Below are 17,377 nucleotides of genomic sequence, written 5' to 3'. Positions count from 1 at the left end.
CCGGTAATTCCAGCATAGAGGTCTCGATACCGCTATAGAGACGGTGGTGCTGTGAGCAGACTGTGGTCACTCGTGGTGGCTGGGGGCCGCTTCTTCGACGACTGCACAGGCCAGCGTCTCGAAGTCAGCCCGGTCGGGGACCACGTCGACGGCGATCCCGCGGTCTTCGGCCGTCTCGCGGGTCGGCTCGCCGATCACGCCGACCGTGGCCGCGTCGAGGCCGGCGACCGCCTCGGCGCGGACGCCCCGCTGTTCGGCGGCCGAGAGGAAGTTCTCGACGGTCAGCGAGGAGGTAAACAGCGCCGCGTCGAGATCTCCGGCGGCGGCCAGTTCGGCCGATTCACCGGCGCTCTCGGGGCGAACGAGCCGGTACAGCACTGTCTCGTGGACGTACGCGCCGGCGGCTTCGAGGCCGTCGGTCAACACTGCCGAACCGTGGTCCGAGCGGGCGACCTCGACGCGCTTGCCCTCAGCGGCGTCGGCCAGCGACTCGACCAGCCCCGCCGAGGAGAACTTCTCGGGGACGTGGTCGACGGCGTAGCCCGCCTCCCGCAGTGCCCTCGCGGTCGCGTCGCCGATGGCACACACCGTCGCTTCGCCGGGGTCCCAGTCGGCCGCGGCGGCCAGTTCCACGCCGGTCTTGCTCGTCAGGACGACGTAGTCGGCGTCCGATCGGGGGACCGCGTCGGTCGGCTCGACCGCGAGCATCGGGTCCGGGACCGGGTCCGCGCCCAGCGACTCGACGAGTTCGACGGCTTCCTCGGTACGCTCGTCGTCGGGGCGGAAGAAGGCCACACGCAACCGGGGGGACTCCCGCATCACTCCCCCTCCAGAAACTCCAGAACCCGTTCGCGCTGGCCGGCGACGTCGCCGATGACGGTGATCGCCGGCGGTTCGATCCCTTCGCTGTCCCGGACCGCGACGATCGTCTCCAGGGTTCCCGTGGCGACACGCTGGTCGGGCCAGGTCGCCCGCTCGATCAGGGCGACCGGCGTCTCGGAGCCCATCCCCGCCTCGCGCAACGCGGCGGTGTAGTCGGGCAGCTTCCCGACGCCCATCAGGACGACGATGGTGCCGCCGGTGTCGGCAAGCGCCGCCCAGTCGACGGCCGACTCCTCTTTCGTGGGGTCCTCGTGGCCGGTGACGAACGACACCGACGAGGTGTGGTCGCGGTGGGTGACCGGGATGCCGGCGACGGCCGGCCCGGCGACGGCGCTGGTGATCCCCGGTACCAGTTCGAAGGGGACCCTCTCCTCGGCCAGGTGGACCATCTCCTCGCCGCCGCGGCCGAAGACCGTCGGATCGCCGCCCTTGAGCCGGACGACAGTCTCCCCCGCGCGTGCGAGTTCGACCATCCGGGCGTTGGTGTACTCCTGTGGCGTCCACTCGCCGCCGGCCCGTTTGCCCACGTCCTCGCGTTTCGCCTCGGGAATCATCCCCAGAATCTCCGGGCCGGGGAGCTTGTCGTGGAGGACCACGTCGGCCTCCTCCAGCAGTCGTTTGGCCTTGACCGTCAGCAGGTCCGGGTCGCCCGGCCCCGAGCCGACCAGGTAGACTTTGCCGACGCTGTCGTCGCTCTTGCCGACGCTATCGTCGCTCTTGCCGACGCGTTCCTCGCCGTCGCTCATACGTCCTCGTCCCCCTGTGCGGTCCCGGCGTCGTCGTCGGCGGTTCCCGAGTCGCGTTTCGCCGCCGCGATGAGGTCGTCGGCGCCTCGCTCGGCCAGTTCGGCCGCGAGGTCCTGGGCGGCCGAGATGTGGGATTGTGCGGGCAGGTCCCGGGAGACCGTAATCTCCTCGTCACCGTCCTGCGAGAGCACCCTGACGTTCGTGTGGACGACCGCGCCCTCCAGTTGTGCGTAGACGCCGATCGGCGCGACACAGCCGCCGCCTAACTCCGCCAGCACCGTCCGTTCGACGGTCGTCTCGGTGCGGGTCTGTGGATCGTCCAGCCGGTCGTTGATGTCTCCCGCCAGCTCGCCGTCGACGGCCGTCACCGCGAGGGCACCCTGGCCCGGTGCGGGGACGAACCGCTCGGGGTCCAGCGACACCGTCTCGACGTGGTGGGCCAGTCCCGCCCGCTGGATGCCGGCTTCGGCGAGGACGATGGCGTCGAACTCGGTGTCGAGGTCCCGTTCCATCGCCCGGCGCTGGAGTTCCGAGAGGCCGTCGAACCACGCCTCGATATCCTCGTCGTAGGGGAACTCGTAGTCGCTGTCGTCCTCGCCGGCGTGTTCTTTCCGCTCCTGTTCGGCCTCGTGGCGCTCCTGGTGTTCGCGCTGGAGGGTCGGCGCCAGCAGCTTCTCGATACGGGTGTCGACGTTCCCCCGCAGCGGTTCGACGGTCAGGTCCGGCCGCTCGGCCAGTAACTGCGCCCGCCGGCGCAGACTGGAGGTCCCGACGGTCGCACCTTCCGGGAGGTCGTCCAGCGTGTCCCCGTCCGGCGTCACGAGGACATCGCCCGCGGGGCCGCGGTCGGGGACGGCGGCGATGATCAACCGGTCCGGGCGTTCGGTCGGCATGTCCTTCATCGAGTGGACCGCGGCGTCTAGTTCGCCCGATAGCACCTTCTCGTCCAAACTCCGGACGAACGCGCCGGTTTTGCCCAGCCGGTGGATGAGTTCGTCACGGATCTGGTCGCCCGTCGTCTCGACTTCGACGAGGTCGACCCCGAGTCGGCGACTCGACAACCGGTCCCGGACCGACGCGGCTTGTCGGAGCGCGAGATCGGAGCCCCGTGTCGCCAGTTTGAGTGTCTCCGTAGTCATGCCCGAACGTCGGCGGGCCTGGGTGAAAAGGACATCACTTCCCCTCGCCGGTCGACCGAGACCTACGTAGCTTCGAACCGAAGCGTCGCGTCGCCGGCAACTCGCTCCAGCGGTGAAACGTCGTCGAGTCGAGCGACGACCGCGACTGGGCTGGCCGCCCGCGGTTCGCCGTCGCGGCTCGCCGGGGTCGGACCCCAGAACAGACAGAGGACAGGCCCTTGGGGCCAGTAGGCGACCGCGCCGACCGGGATCTCCGTCTGTGTCTCCTCGGGCGTCACGTCCACGTCGGTTCGGACGTACAACTCCTCGCCCCAGCGGGTCGCCTCGCCCTCGATCGGAAGGGACGAAGCGATCGCGTCCCGAACCGTCGGGTTCGTCCCCGTCCAGTTCGCCGTCAGTTCGTGGTCGTCGACCGCGATACGCAGATCGGTCACGTGTCGGCTATCGAGCGCGGGCGGGAAAACCGCGACGCAACCAGGCCGCTCCCGACGGTCGTTTGGGCTGTGACAGTGGGTCGTGGTGCCGTGCTATACGGACGGCTATGTGCTTCTCAATAGAACCCGGTTTCGCGGGTGTAAAACCGATTATAAAATTTCTCGATCGTTTTTAGCCGGTTCTGTACGTCCGCAGAACGGTCGCAAAACGTCGTGAAAGGAACCGGAAACCGGTGAAGGAAACTGAATCGAAGCCGACGGTCTGCCCTTTATATGGGGTTGCCAGTACATGGTCGAGATACGCGACCCAGTCATGTCCACTGCCGACCCCTCCATCCCACGCCCGCCCGCCGTCGCATCGAGCCTCCAAGCACTCCTGGCGACGGTCATCGCGACCGTCGTCTCGGTCTTCCGTGGCGTCGCCTTCTGGGCGACGATCCCGCTCCCGCTGGTCATCGCGGGGACGCTCGCCACCGATGTCGTCGCGACTGACCCCCTACTGGTCGGTGCGCTCGTCGCCCTGAACGTCATCTGTGTCGCCCTCGGCCACAACTACTCCCCGAACACATGAGCCTCTGTCCTCCCTCCCGCGACTCCGAGCAACGAACGGCAAAGACCGGGCTGTTCTGCCCGGCCTGTCCCCACGAAAGCCCCGTCGACGGCGACTGGATCGCCGACGACTCCGCCCCCGGCGAACGGCTGTGTTGTCCCCGCTGTGGCGCTGTCGTCGTCGACCAGCCCGCTTTCTGAACCGACCCGCGAGACTGGGTACGCGGTCCGGAAGAACGGCTATTTTACGTTTGGGAAACGTCCCTTCGGCAATGAGCGACGCAGACGGCGGTCCGAAGCAGGTCTCGGACCCCGCCTACCACAGCGAGAACCACACGGCGGCCCAGACTTGCGGCTGGACGAAAAACGCCCTGCGAGGCGAGGGGAAGTGTTACAAGTACATCTTCTACGGCATCGAGTCCCACCGCTGTATCCAGATGACGCCCGTGGTGAAGTGCAACGAGCGCTGCGTGTTCTGCTGGCGGGACCACGCCGGCCACGCCTACGAACTGGGCGACGTGGAGTGGGACGACCCGGCGGCCGTCGCCGAGGCCTCGATCGACCTCCAGCGCAAGCTACTCTCGGGCTTTGGCGGCAACGACGAGGTCCCCCGTGAGGTGTTCGAGCAGGCGATGGAGCCACGCCACGTCGCTATCTCGCTGGACGGTGAGCCGACGCTGTACCCGTATCTGGACGAACTCATCGAGGAGTTCCACGCCCGCGATATCACCACGTTCCTCGTCTCGAACGGGACCGACCCGGAGATGCTCGCCCGGTGTGACCCCACACAGTTGTACGTCTCCGTCGACGCCCCGGACCGCAAGACCTTCGACTCGACGGTCAAGGCCGTCGAGGACGACGCCTGGGACTCCCTGATCGAGACCCTGGACGTGCTCGCGGCAAAGGACGACACGCGGACTGTCATCCGGACGACGCTCGTCAACGGCCACAATATGCACCATCCCGAGTGGTACGCGGCGATGTGTGACCGGGCCGACGCCGACTTCGTCGAACTGAAAGCCTACATGCACGTCGGCCACTCCCGGGGCCGGCTGGACCGGGACTCGATGCCCGAACACAGCGAGGTACTGGAGTTCACCGAACAGGTCGGCGAGTATCTCCCCCACGACGTGATCAAGGAGGTCGAGGAGTCCCGCGTGGCGATGCTCGCCCGCGACCAGGAGACCTGGGTCCCGAAACTGGAGAAAGGCAGCGAGTTCTGGGACGGGGACGCGCTGGTGGAGTACTGAAGGCGATCGCACACAAGAAACCCCGCAGACGTTCGGCCGAGGGTTCAGGTGTCTTCAGCCCCTCTTCCCGTCTGTCGGTCGGGCCGACACACTCTCTTCCGGTTCTTCGCTGTTCCACATCTGGAATGCATCTCACGTTCGGTATGCTTATCCGCGAGTGGTCCCTAGGCCGGGGTATGGCTGAATCCACGGGCCAGACCGTCGGTCGCGACGCGCTGGCGACCCTGAAGGTGTTGGCACTGGACGGGGCGTTAGACGGCGCGACAAGGATCTCCTGTGCGGCGCTGGCCGAGCAACTCGACGCCTCGAACCAGACGGCGTCCCGTCGGCTCCAGGGACTCGACGACGCCGGGCTGATCGAACGGACCATGGTCAGCGACGGGCAAGACGTTCGGATCACCGACGCGGGTGCACGCCGGCTCCAGTCGGAGTACGCCGACTACCGGCAGATCTTCGAAAACGATGCTAGTGTCGATCTCACCGGGACCGTCACCTCCGGGATGGGTGAGGGCCGCCACTACATCACGCTGCCGGGGTACATGGAGCAGTTCATCGACCGGCTGGGGTACGAACCGTTCGCCGGGACGCTCAACGTCGAACTCGTCGAGGAGAGCGTCCGCAAACGGGCTCGCCTGAGCGGTATCGAACCCGTCACCATCGAGGGCTGGGAGGACGACGAACGGACCTACGGGCCGGCGTACTGCTATCCGGCCTCCGTCGAGAGCGGCGACGGCGAGTACGAACCCGCCCACATCATCGCGCCCGAACGGACCCACCACGGCGAGGAGCAACTGGAGATCATCGCTCCGGAAAAACTGCGGGACGTGCTCGGCCTGGCCGACGGCGACGAGGTGATCGCTCATGTCTCGGAGTGAGACCGACACCGCCGACGCCGAGGGCGTGGCCGACGCCGTCGCCGCCTTCGGGCGGGGCGAGCCCGTGTTGATCCACGACGCCGCCGACCGCGAGGGCGAGACCGACCTCGTCTACCCGGCCGGGGCCGTCACCCCTGAGGCGGTCGCGCGGATGCGCAACGACGCCGGCGGGCTGGTCTGTGTCGCGCTGTCTGACGCCGTCGCCGACCGGCTGGACCTGCCGTTCATGCAGGAGGCGCTGGACCACCCGACCTCGGCCGACCACGACCTGGCTTACGACGAGCGGTCGTCGTTCTCGCTGACGGTCAACCACCGCGACACTTTCACCGGGATCACCGACGAGGACCGCTCGCTGACGATCCGGGAACTGGCTGCGGTGGCTGCCGACCCCGACCCCGCGGTCTTCACCGAGCAGTTCCGTGCGCCCGGGCACGTCCACCTGCTGCGGGCCGCACCGGGATTGTTGGCCGACCGGCTAGGTCACACGGAACTCGGGATCGCGCTGGCCGCGGCCGCCGACCAGCCGCCGGCGGTCGTCGTCTGTGAGATGCTCGACGACGAGACGGGCGCGGCGCTCCCGCCGGCGGCCGCACGGGCCTACGCCGACCGCGAGGGACTGGTCTACGTCGAGGGCGCGAGCATCGTCGACCACTTGGGCTGATCGGCCCGCCGTAGAGCGTACACGGAGCGTGTGACAGCGACACGTGAACCGGCAACACTCTTAACCAGGGGCTTCTTTGACGTGGATATGACGCGCGACGAGACGCTTGTGAACAGCGCTTGCGGCGACCGACGGGCGACAGCGCCGAGGTGGGACCGATGAGCGACCGACCCGAGATGTTCGAAGGGGTCGACACGATCTGGATGGACGGCGAGTTCGTCGACTTCGAGGACGCACAGGTCCACGTGCTCACTCACGCCCTCCACTACGGAACGGGGGTCTTCGAGGGCGTGCGGTGTTACGACACCGACCACGGGCCGGCGATCTTCCGCTGGGAGGAACACCTCGAACGGCTCTACGATTCCGGGCGAGTCTACGACATCGACATCCCGTTCGAACCCGAGGAACTGACCGAAGCCACCGAGGAACTCATCCGGCGGGAGGAGCTGGACTCGTGTTACATCCGTCCGATCGCCTTCTACGGCTACGGCCCGCTGGGACTGAGCCCCGAGAAATCGCCCGTCAAGACCGCCATCGGCGTCTGGCCCTGGGGCGCCTACCTCGGTGAGGAGGCTCTCGAAGAGGGCGTCGACGTGGCAGTCTCCTCGTGGCGCAAGTACGCCTCCAGCCAGATCCCGACCAATGCCAAGACGACGGGGACCTACGTCAACAGCGTCCTGGCCTCCCAGGAGGCGAAGGCCAACGGCTACACCGAGGCGATCGTCCTGAACAAGGAGGGCAACGTCGCCGAGGGGCCGGGCGAGAACATCTTCCTGGTGCGGGACGGCGAGATCTACACGACCGGGTTGGCCGAGTCGATCCTCGACGGGATCACGCGCCAGACGGCGATCACGCTCGCCGAGGAGATGGGCTACACCGTCCACGACGACGCCACTATCTCACGCGGGGAACTGTACACCGCCGACGAACTGTTCTTCACCGGCACGGCCGCGGAGGTCACGCCGATCCGCAGCGTCGACGACAACGTCATCGGCGAGGGGACGAAGGGGCCGGTCACCGACGACGTCCAGACGGCCTTCTTCGATCTGGTGGAGTCGGGCGACCGCGAGGAGTGGTTCCGGTACGTCTGACGGCGCGCAGACGTTCACTCGGCACAGAGCCGTCAGTCGTCCTCGGTGAGCATCGCGATGGCGGTCTCCTCCTGGTCGTTCGTGTCGCCGAAGCCGGCACTGAGAATACGGGTCAGTGCGTCCTCGACACGCTCGTCGGTCGGTTCGAAGTCAGCGGGATCGACTTCCATCACGAACCCGGTCGTGATGTTGGGGGCAGTCGGTAAGAAGAGGACCTCCCGGCCGTCGTCGGTCGTCTTGCCGGTCTTGAACGCGGTCATCCGCATCCCTTCCCACACTTCGAGTTTCACCGGTTTCTGGAGTTCTTCGGTGCCGCCGACGGCCGTCTCGATGGCCATCTTCGAGGCGTTGTACACCACCCGCAGTCCCGGGACCTGGTTCATCATGTCGTCTAACGCCGCCTCCAGGATGTCCCCGACCGCGGTCCGCATCAGATAGCCCGTCGAGAAGACGATGAGGATGAAGATGACGAGCGCGGTCATCACCCGCGCCAGTTCGACCGCGCGTGCGTCGTTGGCGATGCCGGGTCCCAGGCCCAGCGACAACAGGAGTTTCGAGTCGATGGCCGGAATGACCGCCGCGGACGCGAGGATGTTGTAGAGATAGAGGATCACGTAGGTCGTCACCAGGAAGGGCAAGAGGACGATGAGCCCGCTCGCGAAGTCACGCTTCCAGGACGAGGACGAGACCATATGTTTACCAGTGTGTCCCGGGATATCAGCCCTTCCCTTTTGTTCCAGCCACGATCGGGACGCTGAGAACCGGGCTGCGGCGGGGTCTAGCTCCCGGCGATCGCCCGCAACGCGAACAGCGCGTTCTCCTTGCGTTCGAGTACCCGCCGCCAGAAATACGACGGCCATCGGCTGCCGTAGGGGACGTACTGCCAGACGTCGACGGAGTCGGCTAGTTCGAACTGGTCGTCGGTCCGGACCCCCATCAGCATCTGGACCTCGTAGGGGGTCCCGTGTTTCGTGTACAGATCCGCCGCCAGGGTCAACATCCGGGGGTCGTGACTCCCGACGGCGATGCCGTCCTCGAACGCCTCGAACATGTACCGTAGACACTCCTCGTAGGCCTCGTTGACGGCGTTGCCGTCCTGGTAGGCGACATCGGCCGGCGGGTCGTAGGCGCCTTTGACGAGTCTGACTTTCCCGGGCAGGGCCGCCAGCCGTTCGAGGTCCTCGGGGGTCCGCCGGAGGTTCGCCTGGAGGCAGACCCCGACGCCACCGCCCCGTTCGACGGCGTGGTGTTCGAAGGCGTCAAGCGTCGCGTCGGTCGTCGTGTGGTCCTCCATGTCGATCCAGACGAAGACGCCGGCCGCCTCGGCGGCTGTGACGACCCGCGCGAGGTTCGCCCGGAAGACGCCCTCGTCGACGAACAGGCCCAGTTGTGACGGTTTCACGGAGACGCAGGCCCGGAGGTCGCTGTCGCCGATGTCGGCGACGAGCCGTTCGTAGGCCTCGGCGTCAGCCGTCGCTCGCTCTCTGGTGTGGTAGTGCTCGCCAAGCTTGTTGCAGATGGCTCCGACCTGGCCCTGGTTGAGCTGCCGTGCGTGTTCCAACACCTCTGGGTCGCTCTCTCCGGCGATAAAACGGCTCGCAACTGGCGGAAGCATGGGTAAATATTGCCGCCCAGTCGGTATCAACGTTGTCCCCAGCCGACAGGCTCGGTACCGACCGGCCGAGACAGGCTCACAGTAATTAAGAACGGGGCGTGAGAGCAGTCCCACATGGATCTCGTCGGAGTCGTCGTGACGGCGCTGTGGGCGATGGGACCGGCGTACGTTCCCAACAACGCGGCCGTCCTGGCCGGTGGCGGGCGCCCAATCGATGGCGGACGGACGATGGGCGGGAGTCGACTGCTGGGCGACGGCAAGACCTGGCGGGGAACCGCCGCCGGGACGGTCGCCGGGACGGCACTGGCGCTGGCGATGAACGAACTCGCACCGACCGTCGGCGACGTGCTCGGCCACTCGCTCCCGCGGTTCCCGCTTCTCGCCGGGATCGGACTGGCGCTGGGGGCGATGCTCGGTGACATCGGCGCGTCGTTTCTCAAGCGCCGCAGCGGGCGGGAACGGGGGGCTGCGTTCCCGGGGCTGGATCAACTGGATTTCGTCGTCGGTGCCCTGCTCCTCGCGCTGGTCGTCGCCCCGGGATGGTTCCTGGCGACGTTTACGCGCCCGGTGCTGGTGGCGATCCTCGTCGTGACGCCACTGCTTCACGTCGTGACCAACGGCATCGCCTATCTGCTCGGCCTGAAGAACGAACCGTGGTGACTCACTGATCGACCACGGTCGGCGTCTCGGTTGCCGTCGACGCCGGGGACCCCGTCTCGGTGTCGACAGGCACGGTGTGTTCGACCGACTCCATCCCGTCGACGCCGGGATACTGGAGCGTCAGCGTCTCGCCGCCGTTGTTCTCGAAGTACAACAACACCTTTCCGGGCCGGCCGCTGTAGCGTTCTGACCCACCTTTCGGAACCGCAAACGAGAGGAGGTCGCCGCCGCTGAACCCCTCGAAGGAGAGTCGGCCGAGGAACCGCCCGTCGCGGCCGCCGTCGTTGCGGACCGCCAGTTCGACGACGCGCTGGCCGTCGGCGACGCGGCTCTCGAAGGACGTGACGCGGAACGCGGGCGTCTCGGCGAGGGCGGCCCGGACCGAGTCGGGAAGCGCCCAGTCGACGGCCGTCGTCGATCCGGCCGTCCAGCGGACCGCCGCCGTGTCGTGGTCGCCGACCGGGAACGGGACGCCGAACGCCCCCGCCGTCGTGGTCGACTGGGGGGTGCTCTCCTGCACTCGGTCGCCGCCGACGGTGGCGCCGAACGCCTCGTCGAGTTCGGCTGCCGGGCTCCCGTCGACCGTCACGTCCACGACGACGAACTGGCCCACGTCGGTCGTCAGCGGGAGGACGTGCATACCGGAGACGGGGATCGCGAGCCTGACACGGGGGTTCGAGACCGTGACGCTGGTCCCGTTGACGCTGACGGTCTCGCCGACCCCGACACGCTGTCTGTCGACGGTCGGTGTCGGCGTCGATCCGTCGGTCGGCGTGGGGGAGGGCGTCGTCTCGTCGGTCGCCGGAGTAACCGAGTCGTCTCCTGGCGACTGGGCACAGCCACCCAGGGAACCGAGAGTCGTACCGATCAGGGCGAGGTAGTGTCGTCGGTTCACGGCCGCTAATCGCCGTTTGGGCGGAAAATATCTTGTGGACGATCGGTGAACGGAGGCTCTCGGAGTGGCCCACGCGGCCGCTGGGAGATGGGAAGGTTCGTTAGCGTCCACGCCGAACCGCCGGCCATGGAGCAACGCAAGCCGCCGGCGACAGAGGAGGGCTGGTACGTCCTGCACGACTGTCGCAGTATCGACTGGGACGCCTGGCGCGAGGCCCCCCAGCGGGTCCGGGACCGGGCGCTCTCGGAGGGGATCGACTTCCTCGACGCGTACGAGGCCGTCGAAGACGCCGACGAGGGCCAGACGGCCGTCTACACCGTTCTCGGCCACAAGGCCGACCTCATGATCCTCCATCTGCGGCCGACGATGGGCGATCTCGACGCCGCCGAACGCCACTTCGAGCAGACGGAGTTCGCCGCCTTCACCGAACAGGAGTTCTCCTACGTCTCGGTGACGGAGGCCTCGGGCTACACCGAGAAGTCCCGCGAGTACTTCGACGGCGAGGTCGACGACGACTCCGGGCTGGCACAGTACATCCAGGCTCGACTCCACCCCGACGTTCCCGACGAGGAGTTCGTCTGTTTCTACCCGATGAGCAAGCGCCGCCAGCCCGACCAGAACTGGTACGACACCAGTTTCGAGGAGCGGGCCGCCCACATCAAGCGCCACGGCGAGATCGGCCGGAGCCACGGGAGCAACGTCAACCAGATGATCTGCGGGTCGATCGGCTTCGACGACTGGGAGTGGGGGATCACGCTCTGGAGCGAGGAGATGACGGCGATCAAGGAGCTGCTGACCGAGATGCGGTTCGATCCCTCGACCTCGCAGTTCGCCGAGTTCGGCCCCTTCTACGTCGGTCGGAAGTTCGCACCCGGTGACCTGCCGGCCGTCCTGGCCGGCCAGCGCGTCCCGACAGATCAGGACGCCGTCCCGGACGCCCATACGGAGACCGACGCCCACGCCGGCCACGACCACGGTTCGAGCGCCCACGCCGACGACGCTGGGGCTGGCGACACCGAGGGCCACAGCGGCGCCCATCCCGGGAGTGCGAGCGAGGGCGATCACCCACACGGGGAGGCGGCCGACGACGCCGACCACCCGACGAGCGAGCACGGCGACGACAGCGACACGAGCGGCGGCCGACCGGATGTCTCCGGCGACTACGAACTCGTCGACGACGCCGTCCAGCGGCTCGGTCGGCTCGGCCTCTCCGAAGGCGAGACCTACGACGCCGGGGACTTCGCGCTGATCTTCCATTCGAGCGCGGACGCCGAGGCGATCGTCGACGACGTCGAGGACCTCGCGGAGAGTTTCGATCACTATGACCGCCACGTCACCACGACGGTACGAGCCCAGAGCGGCCAGACGTTCGTCGTGAGCATCTGGACGGCCGAGGAGGCCGCCGAGACCGCCGCCGGCTTCCTCAGCGACCTCGATGGCATCGAACAGCAGTTCGGCGGCCAGCTCGGCGAGGGGGGCGACGACGAGGACAGCCGGACCGCCGCTTCCTCCGAGTCGATCCGAGCACAACTAGAAGCCGAGGGTGTCTATGCCGGCCAGCCTCACGGAGAGGATGTCTACGCGCTGGTCGTCTACTCCGAGGCCGACCCCGAGGAACTCGCCGCGGAGGTCGCGAACCTCCGGGACGCCTTCGACCGGTACGACACGCACGTCCGGACCTCGGTCTACCGGAGTGCGGACGCGGAGACAGCCGCCGTCGCGTCGCTGTGGGACACCGAAGACGCCGCCGGGACCGCAAGCGAGTATCTGACTGACCTCCCCGATGTCGTCCGTCGCCAGGGCGAGAGCGACGGCTTCGGGACGATGGGGATGTTCTATACGGTCAAACCCGAGTACCGCACGGAGTTCGTCGAGAAGTTCGACACCGTCGGGGGCCTGCTCGCGGAGATGGACGGCCACCGCGAGACGTCGCTGCTCTCGAACGACGACGACGAGAACGACATGTTCATCGCGAGCCAGTGGGACAGCAAGGAGGACGCGATGGCCTTCTTCCGCTCCGAGGAGTTCTCCGAGACGGTCGACTGGGGACGTGACGTACTCGCCGACCGACCGCGACACGTGTTCCTGGCCTAAGGACAGCCGAAGGAGGTGTCGCCGGTTTTCACGATCGAAAACCACCTGTGACTATTGTCCGAGACGCTCGGGGAATCCCGTCCGGACTACGGGAGCCTCTTCCGTCGGCTGGGGGCCAGTAACCCGCAACGACAGCACGAACACACGGAAGCCATTCACCGACGGTACTCGATAGTTATCGGGACTGATAACTGAAGCCCAAGCGTATAGCAGTCGGGAACGAAAGAGAACCCAGATGGTTGCTGTCGTCGCGACGAGTGTACTCATCGCGGTCTTGATCGCTGTGTCGGTCGTCGCGAGCTACGGGTTCGCGTGGTACTCGTGGGCGCGTGTTGATCATCCTGTCTCCGACCGGTTTGCGCTGTTGATGCTCACGAACGGAACGTGGGCGCTGTTTACGCTCGCTGGTATGCTCAGCCCGACTGACGCGATAGCGACCCGCTGGAGCGCACCGACCGCGATCATCTCGTTACTGGCGGTGACGGCCTGGTTCCTGTTCGTCGTCGAGTACACTGGGGACAGCCGGTGGCTCCCGTCGCTGGTCGAGCGACTCGTCGTCGGAGAGGTGCTCGTCTACGCCGTCCTCTACGTCCTCAACCCGGCGGATCTAGTGACGGTTGAGTACGGCGTCGGCCACTACGGTATCCTTCGGTTACCGTACGAGGAACTCGGGCTACTCGCCGACGGGCAGTTACTGTACGTCTACGTGCTCCTCGGGGTCTCGTTCGTGTTTCTCGGCCGGTTCTTTCTCCGGACCCGGAACCTCTATCGGAAGCAGGCCGGTATCATCCTGGCGGTGACGCTGCTGGTCACGCTGGCTAACGCGGCGTTTTTCGCGGGGATAACGCCACATCCACGGCTGGATCTGACGCCGATCTTCTACCTCGTCCAGACCGTCGGGATCGGTCTCGCTCTGTACCGGTACGACTTCCTGAACGTCGTGCCGCTGGCGGCCAACACACTTCTCGAAGAGATCGATGATCCGGTGTTCGTCGTCGACCAGGACGGGCTGATCGCCGACCGGAACCCGGCTGCCGCCAGCTACATCGAGGCGGGGATCGACCGACCGACCCTCTCGGACGTCACGATCGACGGCCTCGATACGGTTCTTCGCCCCTGTGACGGCGGGACGACGAATCTGGAGGTCACGACGCCCCATCGGGACGGTGACCGGCTAACTACCGTGGTATACGACGTCCGAACGACGCCGATCAGCGACCGGTACGACATCGTTCGTGGGTACACGGTCGTCCTCCGTGACGTGACAGACCGTGAGGCACACAAGCAGGCGCTCGCGACGCAAAACGAGCGATTGGAGGAGTTCACCGGCATCGTGAGCCACGATCTCCGTAACCCGCTCCAGGTGGTCGACGGGAAGATCGAACTGGCCCGTCAGACGGGCGATCTCTCCCATCTCGACGACGCCAGCGACGCAGTCGATCGGATGGAGACGATGCTCGAAGAACTGCTCCACCTCGCGCGCGAGGGCCAGACGATCGACGAGAAGGCCGAGGTCGATCTCGAGTCGGCCTGCCGGGCGGCCTGGGGGGTAGTCGGAACCGAGACGGCGACCCTGGTCGTCGAGACCGACACGACCGTCGTCGCCGACGGAACACGGCTGCGGCAGGTGTTCGAGAACTTGTTCCGGAACGCTGTCGAACACGGTGGTGAGGACGTGACTGTGACTGTCGGCTCGTTCGACGGCGGGTTTTACGTTGCGGACGACGGGCCAGGCATCCCGGAGGGCGCACGCGGTGACATCTTCGAACTGGGGGTCACCTCCGAATCCGACGGGACGGGCTTCGGGCTGGCTATCGTCGAACGGATCGTCGAAGCCCACGGCTGGACGATCGACTACACCGATAGCGAGGACGGCGGTGCCCGCTTCGAGGTGACCGACCTCTACCCGTCGGTACTAACCGAGCGGTGACGCTGTCCACTCGGGTCGGACAGCGGTTGTCGGCCGTGTCGGCAACGCGCCGCCGGTTCATTCTCTTGACGAGTCCGATCGGAACTCCGCCTGTCGTGCCAGGAGCCGGAGCCGCCGGTAGTCGGCCGTCCAGGCCCCCTCGTCGAACAGGTGCGGCCGAAGACGCTCCTCGACGCCGTTCAGGATTGCCTCCCGTTCGGCCGTCCCGACACCGTCGAAGAACTCGTCGCCGAACATCCCGATCCAGTTACGCAGGCCGGCCTCTCCGTCGTCCAGCCCCGTCGGCCGATCGAACAGCCGGGCGAAGCGCAGTTCCAGCCCGTGGGACTCGACACGCGGTGCGTACTCGCCGATGCTCGGGAAGTACCACGGCTGTGTTCGGTCGTAGCCGCGCTCGCTCAGTTCCGCTGCCAGGGCGTCGGTGATCGCAGCCACGTTGCCGCGGCCGCCGAACTCGGCGACGAACCGTCCCTCTGCGGTTAGCGCGTCGGCGATGGTCGACAACACGGCGTCGTGGGCTGGCCCGGGAATCCAGTGCAACACTGCGTTGGAGAACACGGCATCGAACTCACCCTCGGGCTCGTACTCGCGGATGTCGGCCTGTCGGAACGCACAGTCCGGGTGAGCCTCGCGGGCCTGGTCGACCATCTCGGCTGCGGCGTCGATGCCGACCACGTCGGCCCCGCTGTCGGCGATCACCGCCGTCAGGTGGCCGGTGCCACAGCCCACGTCGAGGACCCGATCGCCCGGTCCGGGCGACAGGAGTTCAAGCAAGTCCCGCCCGTACTCGGTGACGAAACCGTGGCCCTCGTCGTAGTCGTCGGGGTCCCAACTGTTTCCGTCGGTCACGGTTCCACAACCGCGAAGGCACGAAAAAACAGTGACGGTTGGATGGGTGACAGTACCACGGGCTGTCCCTGTGATTTACGGTGCACGCTGCCAGACGACGCTGCCCGACACTGTATCGCCGTTGCAGCGGTCAGTCGTCGTCTTCTTCCGTCGTCGTCCGGTCGATGTCTTTCTCGCCGAAGTAGATCTCGGCGCCGTCCTGTGCGACCTTCTCGGCCAGCACCGCACACTTGATGCGCATCGGCGAAATCTCCACGCCCAGCATGTCGACGATGTCGTCTCTGTCCATCGCCTGGAGTTCCTCGATTGACATGCCCTGGAGTTGCTCGGTGAGCATCGACGCCGACGCCTGTGAGATGGCACAGCCGTCGCCCCGGAACGCGACGTGTTCGATTGTCTCTTCGTCCTCGCTGAGGACCACGTCCATCCGGATCTCGTCGCCACACATCGGGTTCTCCCCGACGTGTGTAAACGTCGGGTCGTCGATCTCCCCGTAGTTACGTGGGCTCTTGTAGTGGTCCAAAATCTGCTGTCGGTACATGTCGGAGCCGCCGATACCCATAATTGAGAGTGTATACGGCACAGCCGTGCAAAAGGCTTCCTCTCCACCCTTCGGGGGTTCCCCCGCGGTGCTGATACTATACGTTCCCGGCCGACCGCTCCGGCCCCGTTCAGATCTCGTCGTAGGGGCCGGATTTGGCCTCGGCGAGGCGTTCGAACTGCTCGGCCGAGAGGTCGACGGTCGCGGCCCCGAGGTTCTCCGCCAGTTGGTCGACGGTCCGGGCGCCCAGCAGCGGGACGGCCACGCTGTCGTGGTGCATGAGCCACGCGATCGAGACCTGTGCGGGCGTGGCGTCGACCTCGTCGGCGACGGTCCGGACCTCGTCGACGACGGCGAAGTTCTCCTCGGTGAGGTAGGCGTCTTTCCACTCCTCGCTGCGGCCGGCCGAGGCGTCCGCTTGGCGGTCCTCGCGGTCGTACTTGCCCGTCAGGACCCCCTGTCCCAGCGGGCTCCAGGGACAGACGCCCAGGCCGTAGTGGTCACACATCTCCAGGTAGTCGCCCTCGACCTCGCGGTTGACGAGGTTGTAGCGGGGCTGGGAGATCGTGAAGGGTTCCAGTCCCTCCCGCTCGGCCAGTTCGTTGGCCTGGGCGACCCGCCAGGCGTTGGGTTGGAACGTCGACGCGCCCAGGTAGTTCACTTTCCCGTCGTCGACCAGGCCGGTCAGGGTGTGCATCAGTTCTCGGGCGGGCGTGTCCTCGTCCCAGCGGTGGATGTAGAGCACGTCGAGGTAGTCGGTGCCGAGTCGGTCGAGCATCAGGTCGATGTTGCGCCGGATGTGCTTGCGGCCCAGCCCGCGGCCGTTGGGGTCGTCCTCGCGTGTCGGCCAGTAGATCTTCGAGGCCAGCACGTACTCCTCGCGGTCCCGCTCTGCTAGCCAGTCGCCGATCCAGCGCTCGCTGTCGCCGCCGCCGTAGACATCGGCAGTATCGATAAACCGCCCGCCGGCGTCCTCGTAGGCGTCCAGCAGTTCGTGGGATCGCTGTTCGTCGATCTCGATGGTCCCGTCGTCGGTCTCGCGGCCGAAGCGCCACGTCCCGAGGGCCAGTTCGCTGACGGACAGTCCGGTCTCCCCGAGTCGGACGTATTCTAGCTCCATACCCGCGGTTGGGCCGACCGGATCATGAAAGCTCTCCCCGACGAAT

At 66.7% G+C, this 17,377-nt stretch carries 19 protein-coding genes; 9 read left to right on the top strand and 10 right to left on the bottom strand.

The features are described from left to right. Positions 1–66: 66 nt before the first annotated feature. The 4 genes from VJ109_RS06120 to VJ109_RS06105 form a co-directional block, all read right to left on the bottom strand. Positions 67–819, bottom strand: coding sequence for a uroporphyrinogen-III synthase (locus tag VJ109_RS06120; RefSeq protein WP_324759846.1), 753 nt, complete (start codon positions 817–819; stop codon positions 67–69). After that, positions 819–1,628 carry a uroporphyrinogen-III C-methyltransferase gene (gene cobA / locus VJ109_RS06115; protein WP_324759845.1) on the bottom strand — a complete coding sequence of 270 codons (810 nt, stop codon included), beginning with the start codon at positions 1,626–1,628 and terminating at the stop codon, positions 819–821. Before cobA ends, VJ109_RS06120 begins: the two co-directional genes overlap by 1 nt. Then, positions 1,625–2,767: a hydroxymethylbilane synthase gene (gene hemC, locus VJ109_RS06110; RefSeq protein ID WP_324759843.1), complete on the bottom strand. Its 1,143-nt coding sequence runs from the start codon at positions 2,765–2,767 to the stop codon at positions 1,625–1,627. The genes cobA and hemC overlap by 4 nt, the downstream gene beginning before the upstream one ends. 62 nt (positions 2,768–2,829) lie before the next feature. Beyond that, positions 2,830–3,201 carry a cyclophilin-like family protein gene (locus tag VJ109_RS06105; protein ID WP_324759842.1) on the bottom strand — a complete coding sequence of 124 codons (372 nt, stop codon included), beginning with the start codon at positions 3,199–3,201 and terminating at the stop codon, positions 2,830–2,832. Positions 3,202–3,490: 289 nt separating this feature from the next. Here VJ109_RS06105 and VJ109_RS06100 point away from each other — a divergent pair, with 289 nt between their 5' ends. The 6 genes from VJ109_RS06100 (at position 3,491) to VJ109_RS06075 (ending at position 7,627) form a co-directional block, all read left to right on the top strand. Then, entirely contained in the window at positions 3,491–3,772 is a 282-nt protein-coding gene (locus tag VJ109_RS06100) for a DUF8028 family protein (protein ID WP_324759841.1), read from the top strand. Then, entirely contained in the window at positions 3,769–3,951 is a 183-nt protein-coding gene (locus VJ109_RS06095) for a DUF8106 domain-containing protein (protein WP_324759839.1), read from the top strand. The genes VJ109_RS06100 and VJ109_RS06095 overlap by 4 nt, the downstream gene beginning before the upstream one ends. Positions 3,952–4,022: 71 nt before the next feature. Then, complete coding sequence (gene twy1 / locus VJ109_RS06090; protein WP_324759838.1) at positions 4,023–5,000, top strand: 4-demethylwyosine synthase TYW1; 978 nt, start codon at positions 4,023–4,025, stop codon at positions 4,998–5,000. 176 nt (positions 5,001–5,176) lie between these two features. Beyond that, entirely contained in the window at positions 5,177–5,875 is a 699-nt protein-coding gene (locus tag VJ109_RS06085) for a DUF120 domain-containing protein (RefSeq protein ID WP_324759837.1), read from the top strand. After that, positions 5,862–6,536: a 3,4-dihydroxy-2-butanone-4-phosphate synthase gene (gene ribB, locus VJ109_RS06080; RefSeq protein WP_324759836.1), complete on the top strand. Its 675-nt coding sequence runs from the start codon at positions 5,862–5,864 to the stop codon at positions 6,534–6,536. Before VJ109_RS06085 ends, ribB begins: the two co-directional genes overlap by 14 nt. 158 nt (positions 6,537–6,694) lie before the next feature. Then, positions 6,695–7,627, top strand: coding sequence for a branched-chain amino acid transaminase (locus VJ109_RS06075; RefSeq protein ID WP_324759834.1), 933 nt, complete (start codon positions 6,695–6,697; stop codon positions 7,625–7,627). A gap of 32 nt (positions 7,628–7,659) precedes the next feature. Here the strand turns inward: VJ109_RS06075 and VJ109_RS06070 are convergent, their stop codons facing one another. Together VJ109_RS06070 and VJ109_RS06065 are read right to left on the bottom strand one after the other, a co-directional pair. Then, positions 7,660–8,319: a DUF502 domain-containing protein gene (locus tag VJ109_RS06070; protein ID WP_324759833.1), complete on the bottom strand. Its 660-nt coding sequence runs from the start codon at positions 8,317–8,319 to the stop codon at positions 7,660–7,662. An 86-nt stretch (positions 8,320–8,405) separates the two neighbouring features. After that, positions 8,406–9,242 (bottom strand): proline dehydrogenase family protein, encoded by an 837-nt coding sequence (locus VJ109_RS06065; RefSeq protein ID WP_324759832.1) that lies wholly within the window; start codon positions 9,240–9,242, stop codon positions 8,406–8,408. 114 nt (positions 9,243–9,356) lie between these two features. Here VJ109_RS06065 and VJ109_RS06060 point away from each other — a divergent pair, with 114 nt between their 5' ends. Continuing rightward, the gene (locus VJ109_RS06060; protein WP_324759831.1) at positions 9,357–9,902 is read left to right on the top strand and encodes a CDP-2,3-bis-(O-geranylgeranyl)-sn-glycerol synthase; all 546 of its coding nucleotides are present in this window, start codon (positions 9,357–9,359) and stop codon (positions 9,900–9,902) included. A 1-nt stretch (position 9,903) separates the two neighbouring features. Here the strand turns inward: VJ109_RS06060 and VJ109_RS06055 are convergent, their stop codons facing one another. After that, positions 9,904–10,797, bottom strand: a complete 894-nt coding sequence (locus tag VJ109_RS06055) for a hypothetical protein (protein ID WP_324759830.1) — start codon at positions 10,795–10,797, stop codon at positions 9,904–9,906. Between the two features lie 126 nt (positions 10,798–10,923). On the opposite strand from VJ109_RS06055, the gene VJ109_RS06050 reads away from it, so the two are divergent. Then, a complete protein-coding gene (locus VJ109_RS06050) occupies positions 10,924–12,891 on the top strand; it encodes a heme-binding protein (RefSeq protein ID WP_324760396.1) in 1,968 nt (655 codons plus the stop codon). Positions 12,892–13,126: 235 nt separating this feature from the next. Further along, positions 13,127–14,821, top strand: a complete 1,695-nt coding sequence (locus VJ109_RS06045) for a sensor histidine kinase (RefSeq protein WP_324759829.1) — start codon at positions 13,127–13,129, stop codon at positions 14,819–14,821. A gap of 57 nt (positions 14,822–14,878) precedes the next feature. On the opposite strand, the gene VJ109_RS06040 is transcribed toward VJ109_RS06045, so the two are convergent. The 3 genes from VJ109_RS06040 to VJ109_RS06030 all read right to left on the bottom strand — a co-directional run bounded on the left by VJ109_RS06040 (position 14,879) and on the right by VJ109_RS06030 (position 17,331). Next, positions 14,879–15,670 carry a class I SAM-dependent methyltransferase gene (locus VJ109_RS06040; RefSeq protein WP_324759828.1) on the bottom strand — a complete coding sequence of 264 codons (792 nt, stop codon included), beginning with the start codon at positions 15,668–15,670 and terminating at the stop codon, positions 14,879–14,881. 130 nt (positions 15,671–15,800) lie between these two features. Further along, entirely contained in the window at positions 15,801–16,232 is a 432-nt protein-coding gene (sufU, locus tag VJ109_RS06035; protein ID WP_324759826.1) for a Fe-S cluster assembly sulfur transfer protein SufU, read from the bottom strand. A 109-nt stretch (positions 16,233–16,341) separates the two neighbouring features. Continuing rightward, positions 16,342–17,331, bottom strand: a complete 990-nt coding sequence (locus tag VJ109_RS06030; protein ID WP_324759825.1) for an aldo/keto reductase — start codon at positions 17,329–17,331, stop codon at positions 16,342–16,344. Positions 17,332–17,377 lie beyond the last annotated feature (46 nt).

The sequence above is a fragment of the Haloarcula montana genome (assembly GCF_035666295.1).
Lineage (GTDB): Archaea > Halobacteriota > Halobacteria > Halobacteriales > Haloarculaceae > Haloarcula > Haloarcula montana.
This window is presented reverse-complemented; position numbering and strand designations above follow the sequence as displayed.

Coding starts and splice junctions, on each gene's coding strand:
- VJ109_RS06120 (WP_324759846.1), bottom strand. CDS start 819: ATGCGGGAGTCCCCCCGGTTGCGTGTGGCCTTCTTCCGCCCCGACGAC.
- cobA (WP_324759845.1), bottom strand. CDS start 1,628: ATGAGCGACGGCGAGGAACGCGTCGGCAAGAGCGACGATAGCGTCGGC.
- hemC (WP_324759843.1), bottom strand. CDS start 2,767: ATGACTACGGAGACACTCAAACTGGCGACACGGGGCTCCGATCTCGCG.
- VJ109_RS06100 (WP_324759841.1), top strand. CDS start 3,491: ATGGTCGAGATACGCGACCCAGTCATGTCCACTGCCGACCCCTCCATC.
- VJ109_RS06095 (WP_324759839.1), top strand. CDS start 3,769: ATGAGCCTCTGTCCTCCCTCCCGCGACTCCGAGCAACGAACGGCAAAG.
- twy1 (WP_324759838.1), top strand. CDS start 4,023: ATGAGCGACGCAGACGGCGGTCCGAAGCAGGTCTCGGACCCCGCCTAC.
- VJ109_RS06085 (WP_324759837.1), top strand. CDS start 5,177: ATGGCTGAATCCACGGGCCAGACCGTCGGTCGCGACGCGCTGGCGACC.
- ribB (WP_324759836.1), top strand. CDS start 5,862: ATGTCTCGGAGTGAGACCGACACCGCCGACGCCGAGGGCGTGGCCGAC.
- VJ109_RS06075 (WP_324759834.1), top strand. CDS start 6,695: ATGAGCGACCGACCCGAGATGTTCGAAGGGGTCGACACGATCTGGATG.
- VJ109_RS06070 (WP_324759833.1), bottom strand. CDS start 8,319: ATGGTCTCGTCCTCGTCCTGGAAGCGTGACTTCGCGAGCGGGCTCATC.
- VJ109_RS06065 (WP_324759832.1), bottom strand. CDS start 9,242: ATGCTTCCGCCAGTTGCGAGCCGTTTTATCGCCGGAGAGAGCGACCCA.
- VJ109_RS06060 (WP_324759831.1), top strand. CDS start 9,357: ATGGATCTCGTCGGAGTCGTCGTGACGGCGCTGTGGGCGATGGGACCG.
- VJ109_RS06050 (WP_324760396.1), top strand. CDS start 10,924: ATGGAGCAACGCAAGCCGCCGGCGACAGAGGAGGGCTGGTACGTCCTG.
- VJ109_RS06045 (WP_324759829.1), top strand. CDS start 13,127: ATGGTTGCTGTCGTCGCGACGAGTGTACTCATCGCGGTCTTGATCGCT.
- sufU (WP_324759826.1), bottom strand. CDS start 16,232: ATGGGTATCGGCGGCTCCGACATGTACCGACAGCAGATTTTGGACCAC.
- VJ109_RS06030 (WP_324759825.1), bottom strand. CDS start 17,331: ATGGAGCTAGAATACGTCCGACTCGGGGAGACCGGACTGTCCGTCAGC.